Origin of the sequence: Schleiferia thermophila, assembly GCF_003337435.1 — a bacterium.
GTDB classification, from domain to species: domain Bacteria; phylum Bacteroidota; class Bacteroidia; order Flavobacteriales; family Schleiferiaceae; genus Schleiferia; species Schleiferia thermophila.
The window spans coordinates 1,036,693-1,050,121 of sequence record NZ_QPJS01000001.1 but is presented as its reverse complement, the minus strand read 5'-3'; the positions used below and the strand labels follow the sequence as shown (position 1 = coordinate 1,050,121).

At 41.2% G+C, this 13,429-nt stretch carries 10 protein-coding genes; 4 read left to right on the top strand and 6 right to left on the bottom strand.

The window, feature by feature from the left end; genetic code table 11:
• Position 1: 1 nt before the first annotated feature.
• The 4 genes from DES35_RS04490 to DES35_RS04475 all read left to right on the top strand — a co-directional run bounded on the left by DES35_RS04490 (position 2) and on the right by DES35_RS04475 (position 3,738).
• Positions 2-478 (top strand): DUF6438 domain-containing protein, encoded by a 477-nt coding sequence (locus DES35_RS04490; RefSeq protein ID WP_125039331.1) that lies wholly within the window; start codon positions 2-4, stop codon positions 476-478.
• A gap of 112 nt (positions 479-590) precedes the next feature.
• Complete coding sequence (locus DES35_RS04485) at positions 591-2,489, top strand: amidophosphoribosyltransferase (RefSeq protein WP_037356620.1); 1,899 nt, start codon at positions 591-593, stop codon at positions 2,487-2,489.
• Position 2,490: 1 nt separating this feature from the next.
• Positions 2,491-3,261: a UDP-2,3-diacylglucosamine diphosphatase gene (locus DES35_RS04480; protein ID WP_114365911.1), complete on the top strand. Its 771-nt coding sequence runs from the start codon at positions 2,491-2,493 to the stop codon at positions 3,259-3,261.
• On the top strand, positions 3,262-3,738 hold the full coding sequence (locus DES35_RS04475; protein WP_051889162.1) for a DUF456 domain-containing protein: 477 nt from the start codon (positions 3,262-3,264) through the stop codon (positions 3,736-3,738).
• Here DES35_RS04475 and fsa read toward each other — a convergent pair.
• From fsa to DES35_RS04450, 6 genes are all read right to left on the bottom strand, one after another.
• Entirely contained in the window at positions 3,735-4,400 is a 666-nt protein-coding gene (fsa, locus tag DES35_RS04470) for a fructose-6-phosphate aldolase (RefSeq protein WP_037356614.1), read from the bottom strand. The genes DES35_RS04475 and fsa overlap by 4 nt on opposite strands.
• Before the next feature lie 709 nt (positions 4,401-5,109).
• On the bottom strand, positions 5,110-5,931 hold the full coding sequence (locus tag DES35_RS04465) for a hypothetical protein (protein WP_114365910.1): 822 nt from the start codon (positions 5,929-5,931) through the stop codon (positions 5,110-5,112).
• A 94-nt stretch (positions 5,932-6,025) separates the two neighbouring features.
• Positions 6,026-6,490 carry a hypothetical protein gene (locus tag DES35_RS04460; protein WP_147269339.1) on the bottom strand — a complete coding sequence of 155 codons (465 nt, stop codon included), beginning with the start codon at positions 6,488-6,490 and terminating at the stop codon, positions 6,026-6,028.
• 759 nt (positions 6,491-7,249) lie between these two features.
• Positions 7,250-7,420 carry a PID-CTERM protein-sorting domain-containing protein gene (locus tag DES35_RS11525; RefSeq protein WP_170125696.1) on the bottom strand — a complete coding sequence of 57 codons (171 nt, stop codon included), beginning with the start codon at positions 7,418-7,420 and terminating at the stop codon, positions 7,250-7,252.
• An 11-nt stretch (positions 7,421-7,431) separates the two neighbouring features.
• Positions 7,432-8,469 carry a T9SS type A sorting domain-containing protein gene (locus DES35_RS04455; RefSeq protein ID WP_125039333.1) on the bottom strand — a complete coding sequence of 346 codons (1,038 nt, stop codon included), beginning with the start codon at positions 8,467-8,469 and terminating at the stop codon, positions 7,432-7,434.
• A gap of 103 nt (positions 8,470-8,572) precedes the next feature.
• Positions 8,573-13,420 (bottom strand): fibronectin type III domain-containing protein, encoded by a 4,848-nt coding sequence (locus DES35_RS04450; RefSeq protein WP_114365907.1) that lies wholly within the window; start codon positions 13,418-13,420, stop codon positions 8,573-8,575.
• Between the last annotated feature and the right edge of the window lie 9 nt (positions 13,421-13,429).

Genomic DNA, 13,429 nt, shown 5'->3' with positions numbered 1-13,429 from the left:
AATGAAACATTGGATAATCTTTCTCTCGATGTTGGCAGGTGGTATAGCGGGTGGCTGCAAAAGCAAGTCCAATACCACTGCCAGGGCTTTACATGGTAACAAGCCCTTTACCATCACTTTAGAACGAACTCCCTGCTTTGGTACCTGCCCGGTCTACACCGTCACTTTGGACTCCGATGGAAAACTTACTTTTATAGGAAAAGATTTTGCAAACCCCAAAGGTCAATATGAAACCTATATTCCCCTCGACGAAGTACAGAAAATCAGGGCAGCATTGGTAAGCATCAATTTTCTCAATCTACAAGACGCTTACGACAACGTGTACATAAGCGACCTGCCCTCTGCCATCACTACTCTGAACGTAAACGGAAAAGTAGTAAAAACAGTGACAAACAGATACAATCCGCCTCCACAGTTGGTAAAGTTTGAGCTGATGATCGATAATCTATGGAGAAGTGAATTTGAAATAGATAGGTGACAAAAAGTAAATTGAATTACCGGTCAGTCAAAAAAGAACGGCTCTATCTTTAATTTGAAATACAGAGCATGCCAGCCCAGATTGAGAGAATGCCTTCAGCAATCGCATCCATATGAGCGACACTATAAAACACGAATGCGGAATAGCCCTGTTGAGGCTGTTGAAACCGTTGGATTACTATAAAGAAAAGTATCAAACGGCCTTCTATGGGCTTAATAAGATGTATTTGCTGATGGAAAAGCAACACAACCGGGGACAGGATGGAGCCGGTTTGGCTTCCATCAAATTTGACATGCAGCCCGGACAGCGATATATCAGCCGGATCAGATCCAATGATAGTGCACCCATCAAAGATATCTTTGCCAGGATACGAATCCGGTTTGCCGAGCTGCTTGCTGACAAGAAACCTGATGAGCTGCCCATGCAGCGCTTAAAAGAATTGCTTCCCTACGTAGGCGAGCTGTATCTGGGACACCTGCGCTACGGTACGTATGGCGGAAACAGCATAGAGCAATGTCACCCATTCCTTAGGCAAAACAACTGGATGACCCGCAATTTGCTGCTGGCCGGTAATTTCAACATGACCAATGTGGACTTTCTCTTTCAAAAGCTGATCAACTTAGGGCAGCATCCCAAAGAGAAAGCGGATACGGTCACCATTCTGGAGAAAATTGGCCATTTTTTAGACAAAGAAAATGAAGACGTTTATCAGAAATACAAAAAAGCCGGATACAGCAAAAAAGACATCACCCCTCTGATCGCAGCTGAGCTCGACCTGGCTAACATTCTGAAAAAAGCCAGCAAACATTGGGATGGAGGATATGTAATGGCGGGTCTGCTTGGGCACGGTGATGCTTTTGTGCTTAGAGATCCGGCAGGCATACGCCCGGCGTATTATTACGCCGATGATGAGGTGATCGTCGTAGCCAGTGAGAGGCCGGTAATTCAGACCACTTTCAATGTACCTCTCAAAAAAATAAATGAACTAATACCCGGCAATGCTTTAATCATTAAAAAAAACGGGTATTTCGAAGAGAAAAAAATCAAAAAAGACACCTCCCGCAGGAGCTGTTCCTTTGAAAGAATTTACTTCAGCCGGGGAAATGATGCAGGAATTTACAAGGAGCGAATTGCACTTGGAAAAGCCCTTGTAGAGCCAATTTTAAAATTGATCAACTACGACCTGGAAAATACCGTATTCTCTTATATTCCCAATACAGCTGAGGTTGCCTACTACGGCCTGATTCAAGGCTTAAACCATTACCTCAACCACAAAAAAGCCGATCAAATCCTGAAACTGGGCGGCAGTTGCGACAAGAGTGACCTGCTCCACATTCTGGACCAAAAAATCAGAATGGAAAAAATTGCCTGGAAGGACGCAAAACTTCGAACTTTTATCACCGAAGATGCCTCCCGCTCTGATTTGGTAAGTCATGTTTACGATACGACTTATGGCGTCGTCCATGCAACGGATAACCTGGTCGTGCTCGATGACTCAATAGTAAGAGGAACAACGCTGCGTGACAGTATTCTGAAAATTTTGGACAGACTTAATCCAAAGCACATTGTCGTAGCATCTTCTGCACCTCAAATCCGATATCCGGATTGCTATGGCATCGATATGGCTATGCTTGGTGATTTTGCCGCCTTTCAGGCGGCAATAGCCCTTCACAAAGAGCGTGGTACGGAATCCGTAATTCAGGAAGTGTATGAAAAGTGCAAAGCTTACCTGTCTGATGAAAATCCGGAGCCAGTAAATCACGTAAAAGCGATTTACAAGTCGTTTTCAGTAGAAGACATTTCAAAAAAAATGGCTGAAATCCTATCGCCTGAAGGAATTCGAGCAAAAGTTTCCTTTGTGTTTCAAAGCATTGAAGCACTCCATGAAGCTATACCTGAGCATACGGGCGACTGGTATTTTACGGGTAACTATCCGACGCCTGGTGGAATGCGTGTAGTCAATCAGGCATTTGTAAATTACGTAGAGGGTAAGCGCCAGAGAGCATACTGATATGTATCCCGACAGGAAAATATTTTTTGTTTCAGACCTTCACCTTGGAGTCGATGCCTCCCTGACATCAATCGACAGGGAAAGGCTTTTTGTAAAATGGCTGGATGTACACAGCCGCGAAATGGATGAGCTGTATATTGTGGGCGATTTGTTTGACTTTTGGTTTGAATATCGAAGAGCAGTACCTCGTGGATTTACCAGGGTTATTGGCACACTGGGCCTGCTTGCAGACCAAGGGGTAAACATCCATCTGTTTAGCGGTAATCACGATTTGTGGATTTTTGACTACCTGCCACGTGAAATTGGCTGTACACTTCACAAACAACCTGTAGTGCGCGAAATCGATGGAAAGAAATTCTACATCGGTCATGGAGACGGACTTGGGCCTGGTGATTATGGCTATAAATTTTTAAAACAAATTTTTACAAATCCTGTAGCACAATGGCTGTTCAGGTATTTACACCCCGATGTCGGAATCTGGATCGCAGAGCGTTCGAGCCGGGCCAGTCGTCGAAACACTGGCGGCAGCGACAGAGTATTTACAGGCAAAGAAAAAGAGTGGCTATATCAGCACTGTCTCGATGTATTGAAAACGCAAGCAATCGATTATTTCATATTCGGACACCGGCATTTACCATTGGATCTCAGCATCGGGCAGGCAAGATATGTAAATCTGGGAGATTGGCTCTCGTATCAGACCTATGCTACATGGGATGGTGTCGATCTTCGTACACATGCCTTTGAAAAAGTGAATCCGTTCACATGCGCTTAAATGGATTGGATACTTGTTTTTTTTGGCGTTGTTCTTCTGATAGCTGGCTTGTTAGGGGCACTGCTGCCGATTTTGCCGGGTCCCCCTCTTAGCTTTATAGGTTTGGTAGTACTTCAGCTGAGTAAACAGGTCGAATTTACAATGGCCTTTCTCGTATCTGCAGGGGTGGTGGCCTTTTTGATTACTCTACTGGATTACTACATCCCAGCCTGGTTTACAAAAAAAATGAAATCTTCCCCGCAGGCTACCAAAGGTGCTGTGATAGGTACGGTGTTGGGTTTGTTTATTCTGCCCCCATTCGGCATTGTAGTATTACCTGTTGTAGGAGCGTTTGCGGGCGAACTGATGGCCGGCAGCAGTGTAAAAAAAGCCAGCGCAAGTGCGCTGGCAGGTCTTATGGGTATCGTAAGCGGAGTGGTATTAAAAGGTATTTACGGACTGTGGGCTCTGATAGCAGGTGTGTACCGTCTGTTTTAACCTATACCTTGCTGTGATTTGTGATAATCTTCCAGAAATTTCTTAAGTCCGATGTCGGTGAGGGGATGATTGAAGAGACCCATTATCGAACTAAGTGGCCCGGTCATTACATCTGCTCCAGCTTCAGCACATTTTATGATGTGCAACGTATGTCTGACAGATGCAGCAAGGATTTGTGTCCCAAAGCCGTAGTTGTCGTAAATCAATCGAATTTGTTCGATCAGTTGCAGACCGTCGTAGGATATGTCGTCTAGCCGGCCGATAAATGGGGATACATAGGTGGCTCCTGCTTTAGCAGCCAATAGAGCCTGGCCTGCAGAAAATACAAGGGTACAGTTGGTTTTAAGTCCTTTCGTAGAAAAATATTTGATGGCTCGTACACCCTCCGGAATCATAGGTACTTTTATGACGATGTTCGGGTCTATCTCAGCCAAAGCCTCTCCCTCGCGTGCAATCCCTTCAAAATCTGTAGAAATCACTTCGGCACTTACTGGTCCGTTGACGATCTGACAGATCTGCTTGTAGTGTGCTTTTATATTTTGCTCCCCCTTAATGCCTTCTTTTGCCATCAAACTTGGATTGGTCGTGACGCCGTCCAGAATACCAAGTGATTGAGCCTGAATGATTTGGTCCAGGTTAGCTGTGTCAATAAAAAATTTCATAGGTTGGATTTCTTTTGGGTCAAAGGTATGATATACCGGGTGGAGTTTTTAATACTTAGACCGGGACCATAACTCGTCACACCTTAAGAGTGCAATGCATTCAAAGTCAAAATTTAACCATTTAAACTCTACACGATTTTTCAGCATTCGGTTAATTACACAAAAAAGCTGATACGTAGCATTCACCCGTTACTGTCCGGAACTCGGACGATTTGCTCAAGTCTAACAGATAAACCGATGACCTTATCAAACATCTGTATTGATTGGTCTCTTTTGACTTGTATTTTTCTGAATTTTCCTTTACCTAATTCTTGTGTATATGCCGGTTTTCGAATGGTATAATTTGATTTTTTTTTAAAGAGAAAATTCGGTAATGCACTACATGAGTAAGGTAGTTGTGCACGTTTGTTGTGCTTTAATCTTCCGCCACTATAAATCTTTTGAAATCTATCAGATTTTCTTTGGTTGGAAATTTTTGATTTGTGTATTTACATCTAAATTATCACTCGAAACCAATCAAAGCTGAGTAAAGGAGGTTTTTATCGCATTGTATCATATTAAAATGAATTTGACATTAATTTTTTATACCCATTCAAAAATATAAATGATGCTTAAAAATAATTAAGAGATAATAAAGAAAGGCAACACCATATCTCTTCGAAAAAGATAAAAAAAGCTGGAACAGTTACTAGAAATTTGAATACAACTGTTAGCGAAATCTCAACGACATACCTCCTCTAAAGCTGATGTTTTCTTCCAGGAAAACATTGCCCATTACCCAGCCTTTTGTCTTTGCTTCAATTTCGAAATATGGCCACCATGCTCCTAGTACAAAGGCACTCCTAATACTCAACAGTCCTCCTAAGCTTGCATCGCTGGTAGTAAAAGATTGATTCCTGGGTTGTGTCCATACCATGCCTCTTCCCGATACCATGATTTTATTGAAATAAAATGGCCTATCGATTACTGCACCTTCCAGTCCAAAGAAGGATGCGTTCAGATTGTTGAAATTATGCAGGGAAAAAAAGTAGTTGTTTTTCGGTGTTTGATAAAACAGGTCCAGACAAATGTCGTTGCCAAATGAGGTGAGCAAATGTCTGATGGCTATGTTTCCGTAATGATCGCCTTGTGCTGTGGACTTGAGTTTGATTTTTGGGAAGCCAAATAAATGAGGAGATAATAGATTTATCCACTGTAAGTTGCCTTGTCTTTTGAGATACGCTAGTTCGTCGGTACTTAACTCAGAAGGTTTTATGTATCGATTGATGCCTACTCCGGATGGATGTATTCCCCGTTCTTCATATGGTCTGTCGGGATTGAATAAAGCACTGACCCAGGCAGTAAAGTCAGGCCCTGTAAAGTCCCTCTTGGAAATATCTGCACCTTCTTTTTCATTAGCCTCATCGATCAATGGGTCAAAATCTTCGGCACTTGCTGACTGAATGACATAGGTGATAGCGTTTAAGGTGCTCAACCAGTAAAGAGGGATGTGTGGCAAGGTTTGATTGTAGTAAAAATTGTTTTTCTGCAAGGACTGGATTTGATGATACTGAGCCTCAAGTCCAGCTGATTGAAGCCGTATAAAATCAAAAGTATGTTGATCCGAGAGGCGTATTAAGTCTTCATCATCGATTTTTCTGACTGAAACGGTAGCTTGCCCAAACGGGGAAGGTGTTCATATCATTAAAACTGTTAATTTCTCTTCTGGTTAGCACTGCCCGGTGGTATTCTTCATGCAACCAACCCATTCCAAAAGGCGCATACAACGAAATAAGATCAAATCCTAAGACGAGGGCACTGCCGAGTAGTTTTCTGAAAAATTCATTTTTTAATCGGACTCCTCTATTGATACCATAGTGGGCTGTGGAATAGAGATTATTTGACATTGCCAGCGATTGGGCCATGCTGGGGTTGGCATAACCGGTGAAAAAGCTTCCTGTGGTTCGCGTTGCATAGAACTGATGGGGCATATCTAGGACCGGAAATTCTAGGTAAAGCCCGATTGTGTCAGCAGGAATTTTTGTTTGTGCAAAACTTACTTGCTTTAAGAAAAATAATGATAAAATTTGAATCGAAAATCTTGTTTTCATATATCCATTTTCAATAATCATTTATTAATCAAAATTAAAAATTAAACAAAAAACTTAAAATTATTTTTCTATTAAGTACCTCAATTTTTACTTAACTTTTCACCCGTAAAATTCAGATCATTTAGAAAATTTTTTTTTTACCTAACGCGCATGATCTACTGCGACCATTTAAGGCCTTTGGTTGACAATTTCTCATTCATTATTTACAGCTTTGGATATATAAATTTTGGATTAGCTCGTTTGTAAATAGGATTTGGATGACATGTTTTCTGCACAATTATTGAAATATGAATTTATTGGCAAGACAATTGAATATTTTCTTCTTTACCATTCGAAAACACGGAAACTAATCTTTTTAAAGTACCGATTTAATGTGCAAAAAATTGTCAATAATGAAATTCGTCGCTGCCTTTTGTGTATTATAACTTATTACACGACTTTTTTCAACTTCTTTAATCGAAACAAAACAATTTTTCTGTATCAAGCAGTTTACTTTCGTCTTGAGTTTTAAAATCCATAGATAAAGATTTTTGTCATACTATTCCTGCTTAAGGATGTACATGATACCTGAGACATTTACTTAATAAACAGTCTTTGAACATGTTCTCAATAAAAAAACAAATAAGCTCACCAAGTTTAATTTCAGCCACTATATCTGTACGGACTAAGGGGGCTATATGGAGCTCTTTGTCTGCAAAAGTTGTAAAAAGTTAATTGACATTTTTAGGTTATTTATTTGACCCGTCTGTTAATTTCATTTCACCTTTCAGTCTTTCGATTGTATTTGTGGATTACCCCATAAGCAATGCCTGCAGCTATCAGGAGTCCTAAGCCTCCATCTATGGGCGTAGGGTTATTGGGCATACCTGGCTGGGCCATTAGTTCATGAACAAGTAGCAGGATGAACAAGGTTGTGATTTGTTTTTTCATATTCAATATCTTTAGTTATGATTGAATTTTACACTTATGTAGTTTGCTCCATTGCTTACTTTGATAAGGTAAATTCCTGCTCGAAGTGGAGGTAACTTTATCTTTAATGTTTCGTGTTCACTTGTTGTTTCAGTTGTTTTAAGTAAACTTCTGCCGGTCATATCGATCAATTCCACTTTTACAAGCTCAGACAATGTGTTTTTGATGTATGCATAACCTTCTGAATGCCATACCTGAATGCTCACCCTACGCTTATCAAATTCATATGTATCTACACTTTGAGGGCTAAAGTGTAAAACGAATCTTTGAGCATCATGGTGGGCCAAATGCTGGAAGTGATATTCCTGATGAAATGGGTGGAAGTTATTCAACAACCGATCTTCAAGCCATACCTGTCGCGGGTAATTGTTTTCGCTCTGGTCCAGTTTCAATGAGTAAGGTCCCTCTTGAGAACATTCAAAATATACGGGTACACTCTTGGTGCTTAGAAGTTCTTCCTGTGCATTGACGGCTACTGCTCTATTTGCGGCTTTGGAGTATAGATTGATGTTGCCGTAATCGTTTGAGAGTTTTTCACCATCGTAAGCCAAATCGAATCCCGAACTGGCACCGGTCATAAAGATGAAATAAGCCAAATCTTCTGCCTGATTTTGAATTCCTTTGGCTTCTAATTTGAAGGCCAGTCGCTCACTAGTAGTTTTTCCTAATGGAGGTTGCTGGTTGGCAACTCTTCTTGATTTTTCAAAGGTAAAAGTTCCTCCGGTTACTGTTCTCACCCAAAAAGCTTGCATGGGAGCTATAAAGCGACCATTTCCTATCATAGATCCGGGAGTAAAGCTTTGAAAGCCATTGTTGCTGGAATTTCGGATATGGATGGTACTTACGTGGTTTTGTCCAAAATCCTGAGGGTTGTTGTTAAAATCTCCAAAATCGTAAACACTAAAGTATGGATTGGCAATTAGATTCCAGCCATATAACTCATTACCATCGATTGTACCTGTGAATCCAACGCCCTGGCTGCTGTAGTTTAGATTTGCAAGGATATTCACTCCTTCTGTTTTGTTACCTGTAAGAGTAACATTTCCCGGAAGGCTTCTGGTAAAGAGACCACTGTTATTGCTGCCGGCATACAATACATATCCTCTACCTATATCAAATTGTGCAGCCGGTAACTCGTAGTCGTTGGTCAGGGCATTCCATTGATAGATAGGTTCCTTGAGGAAAAAGGGCAGGTGTTACCTGCAACTGATTAATATTTACTTCCATTGGACTTCCTATGCTGAACCAACGGCCATTGTTGCTACCTCCGTCGTTTATAGCCGGATTGGGGAGTCCTTCTACTAAATACATTTGTCTTTGAATTTGTCCCTGACCTTCCACCTGATTCTGTATCAGATTGGCATATCCGGTAGAATTCGCATTTAAGCTGATCAAGGCTTCTGTTCGCAGCAGTCCTTTTACATGAAGTCCTGAAGTAGGCTGTACCTGAATGGGGGCATTGGCTCGGCTGATGATGTCACGAGCCTCTATGTAATTGGTGATCGTTGGGTAGGAGGGGCGACCTGTCGGGAAAAGGATAGAACTTTGAGACGTGGGAATGCTGTTGCCAAACCAGTTGCCAGGTGAGTTCCAGTCGCCGTTCAAGGCGTCTCCGGTCCAACGATTGAATATGTTGATTTCAAAATTATCGATTGCTACAGGTGGTTGATTGCCAGCCGAGGCATCATTGATCCACTCTAGAACTATGCGCACAACTTGGTTGTGGTATGCACTAGGCATTTCATACAAGAAAACTGTAAAATTGGCTTCGTTAGATAGGTTGTCCGATAATTGAATTCTACCAGTAGGGGCAGAGCCTAACGGAGTTATTTGAGTTCCTGCCTCAGGTGTATAAGTAACAGGCACCAACCACACCCTGAGCCTATCTGCATTAACTTGCCCTACCCCGCGCCACATAAAACGAATGTAGCATTCCTGATTGGTATTGAAGTTCAAATCGCGATACGCGTGACTTACTGAAGCTTGTGTGATGTCGTACTGATTGTTAACTCCGTTGTTGTTGCTTATATACAACCCATATGAGCCCTCATACGCTGTAGCCTGGCCTCTGAACCATCCGTTGCTTTGGTTAGCTGTAATCCACCCTTCGGCATCCTGCTCAAAGGTATGTAGTGATGGTATGGTAACTGCTATTTGAGGTGCAGTAAAAGTAAAAGGTCCCACCCAGCCGCTGAAGGTATTGCTTGCACAAATAGACCTTACATAATAACTATACGTAAAACCTGCGCTAAGGCCAGTCAAGGTGTATGGATTGCTGCTAACAGGGTTTATTAAATTGCCATTTCCTTGGCTGAAGCCTACTATACCCCATTCTATTTGCCATTGGTTGGCTGTTCCGTTTTCAGTCCAGTTGAGTTGTGCCGATGTAGAAGTGATGTTGCTTGCGCTTAAATTACTGGGGTCGCTGCATTGCAATCCACCAAATTCTATGGCACCAGGGTCGGGAGTGTTGCTTCTGGTAGTACCGTTAAAATCGGTAGGCACTATAGCGGTGAGATTTAATCCAATATTGTCTAAGGCTCCTGAGGTAGGAGTAAAGTCTTTGTTAGGTACATCGCTGTAATTTGGATTGTTCTGCACTGAATTGGAATCCTGAGCGGTGGCTGTTTGCCAATCGGAAAGTGTTTCTCTTTTTTGATTGGCGAAAAATCCTACTCCAAAGTCGGTAGCAGTACTTGGATTGATGAAATACACGTTGTTGGAAGCTTCAAAGCCACCGATGCTACTGCTTGCAAGTTCCACACCATACCGCAAACCATTGCCTGAGCGATCGATATAAACGATATTGTTTCTGAACAATACGTTGGTTAAAGATGAGGTTCTCAAACCATATGATGACCCAGAAGTGGATTGACTGCCTCGTATATTTAAAGTATTGTGAAATACATGCACATTGGCTGCAAGTACTCTAATCGCTGTATTTATTGCGTTGCCATTATTGATATCTACGATGTTGTTGTAAATCAATAAAGGTTTTGCAGATGTTCCACCTGATTCGACACTTATTCCTAGCATAGATGAAAAAGATGTAGGAGACACCTCCAGAAAATTGTGCATCAGGTTGTTTCGGATTATGCTTCCGGACATTGGACCAGAGATAGTGATTGCTGAGTGACTACTACCCGAAGCAATGGCTTCTCTGTTGAATTCATTCCCCTCTATACTACAATCCTCACAATGAGCAATGATTATCCCTTGAGAGGTAGTATTTAATATTTTATTGTTTCGGAATATATTTTCTTTTACAGGAGCGTTGTTTTGACCATAAATGCTGAACCCTTGAGTAATTTTTGGACCATTGGCAATCAGGGTATTATCTTCGATGAGGTTATAATTTCCATTATTGCCGGTACCATTGCTGAGGGTTGTACTCGAAGAGAATACGATTCCATGTGTTTGGGTGGCTGTGGTAATCGTATTGAAGTTGATCGTACACCTTTTGAATACGTTATAATCCGCTTCATTATTGAATTGTACTCCTACAAAGTAGTTGTTTGATGTGCAAGCTATTGTCAAGCTATCGATGGTAACTCTATCAGTGCCATTCAGATATATGACAATCCTATCATTGGCCACCGTATTGTATTGGAGGGTATTTCCATTTCCATTGATGGTAATGGTATTGGTAGCAGAGGTACCAGATATTTGATTCAAGTGAAATTTTTCAGTGTAGGGACCTGTACCAGCAACTACTTCTATATTTACAGGACCAGCAACTCCACAATTATTTAACCTAAAAGCCAAATCGCTAAAACTGGTAAAATTGGTCGCTGAGGAGGCAATGTTTTGGTTGATGGTATAGCTTCCATTAAGGGGTGTGCCACATACAGTAGAGAAATCAAAAGGTCCGACCCATGCTGTAAACTGATTGTTGGGGCATACAGAACGCACATAAAAACTGTAGTTAGTAAGCTCCGTTAATCCTGTTAATGTATAAGGATTTGTGTTGATATTCTGTAACACAGTTCCAGTACCTTGTGAAAATCCTTGTATTCCATACTCAATTTCCCACACAGTAGAGTTTCCATTTTCTGTCCAGCCTAATTGGGCGCTCGTAGCACTTATGCTGCTGGCGTTTAGGTTAGAAGGTACTACACAACCTGACGGAGTAAACTCAATGGCTCCAGGGTCTGGGGTGGCAGTACGAGCTACTTTGAAGAAGTCGTTGGATACAGTGCTCAATAGATTTGTTCCTATATTATTGATACTTGCGGTACTTGGTGTGTAGTCAAAAGCTGCCAAATCAACAAAAACAGGATCTGTTTCTACTGAGTTTGCATCTTGATTGGTAGCAGTTTGCCAATCAGAAAGGGTATTTCTGTATTGACCATTGAAGAATCCTACTCCTATACTGGCATTAGCTACTGGCTTGATGTAAAATACATTGTGATTGAATGATGAGCTTCCCATATTGGTAAACGGAAATCGAATACCCACCTTATAGCCGGTACCATCGCGATCGATAAACAGAATGTTATTTTGAACAACAATACCAATATTGGATGTCATTTCAATGGCATCTGAGTTACCAGAATTGCCCGGTGAGGTTATTATTATGGTATTGTGATAGGCCCTTATGTGATTACCTCCTATAAAAATGCCAGTATACGTGCCACTTCCTCCATGTAAATGCAGGATGTTGTTGTATATGAATAAAGGATTTGAAGAAGTTCCTCCACCCGATTGGATGTAAATGCCGCTTATTGCCTTAGTATTACTTACACTGATGTTTCCAAACAACCTGTTGATCAAATTATTTCTGATGATGGTACCTGAACTGGTGTTGGATGAATTTATTGCTCTGTAAGGGTTAGATGAATTTGAAAAAGCAGAATTGTTTATTTCATTATCTTCAATAAGACATTGTACACAAAAGACGATGTCAATAGCTCTTGACACTATGTTTTCTAGTTTATTTCCCCTAATGATATTACCGATTGCAGCTGTGCTTGAATTTCCATATATGGTAATTCCCCGATCGATGCTTGTACTGTTTGCCGCTATGAAGGTATTTTTTTCAAATAGATTGTAGGAGCCTACTTGTCCTTGAAATATTGAGGAAGATGTAGAATTGGACATAGCGATCCCCGTACTGTTAATATAGCTTGTTACACTGCTGAAATCAAAAACACATTTTCGTATCACATTGCTGTCGGCCTGGTTATTTAATAAAAATCCCATACCATATTGGCTGTTTAATGATTTTATTTTCAGTGAGTCAAAAATGATGTGATCGGCCCCATTCAAATAGACTATATAATTGAACGTTGCATTCGGATTAAACTCCAGTGTATTTCCGTTGCCGTTGAAGGTGATGGTTGCAGCACTGGATGCACCTCCTATTTCAGGGATTTCTAATCTTTCATTGTAGGGACCTGAGCCTGCAACTACATCAAAAACCACATGACCTGATACACCACAATCGATGAGTTTTTTAATGGCTGTCTCAAAGGAGGTAAAATTGGTTGCAGATGAGGCTGCATTCTTGTTTATGGTATAATTGCCAGCAAGAGCACCACTGCAAATAGTTCTGAAGCTGAATGCCCTGCTCCAAACGGTGTAGTTGTTGGCTCCGCAGTTAGACCTTACATATACATCATATTCTGTAAGTTCATTGAGCCCTGTAAGGGTAAATGGTTTAGTACTTATATTGCTGATCAACGTACCGGTGCCCTGTGTAAATCCTTTTATTCCATATTCTACTTCCCAGGAAGTAGAAATCCCATTTTCCGACCAATTGATTGCTACGCTTGAACTTTGAATATTGGAGAATAGAACATTGCTCGGAACTACACAATTACCTGGAATGAACTCGTAAGCTCCAGGGTCAGGGCTACTACCCCTAACAACACCGTTGATGTCAGTAGGTACCAAAGCATTTGCGTTGAAGCCAATATTGTTGATGATTTGACTTTGGGGTACAAAGTTTTGGTTGCTCATGTCTACAAA

Bases quoted from the DNA above. Each gene is read 5' to 3' on its own strand.
- DES35_RS04485 (WP_037356620.1), top strand. From the start codon at position 591: ATGAGCGACACTATAAAACACGAATGCGGAATAGCCCTGTTGAGGCTG.
- DES35_RS04460 (WP_147269339.1), bottom strand. From the start codon at position 6,490: ATGAAAACAAGATTTTCGATTCAAATTTTATCATTATTTTTCTTAAAG.
- DES35_RS04475 (WP_051889162.1), top strand. From the start codon at position 3,262: ATGGATTGGATACTTGTTTTTTTTGGCGTTGTTCTTCTGATAGCTGGC.
- DES35_RS11525 (WP_170125696.1), bottom strand. From the start codon at position 7,420: ATGAAAAAACAAATCACAACCTTGTTCATCCTGCTACTTGTTCATGAA.
- DES35_RS04480 (WP_114365911.1), top strand. From the start codon at position 2,491: ATGTATCCCGACAGGAAAATATTTTTTGTTTCAGACCTTCACCTTGGA.
- fsa (WP_037356614.1), bottom strand. From the start codon at position 4,400: ATGAAATTTTTTATTGACACAGCTAACCTGGACCAAATCATTCAGGCT.
- DES35_RS04490 (WP_125039331.1), top strand. From the start codon at position 2: ATGAAACATTGGATAATCTTTCTCTCGATGTTGGCAGGTGGTATAGCG.
- DES35_RS04450 (WP_114365907.1), bottom strand. From the start codon at position 13,420: ATGAGCAACCAAAACTTTGTACCCCAAAGTCAAATCATCAACAATATT.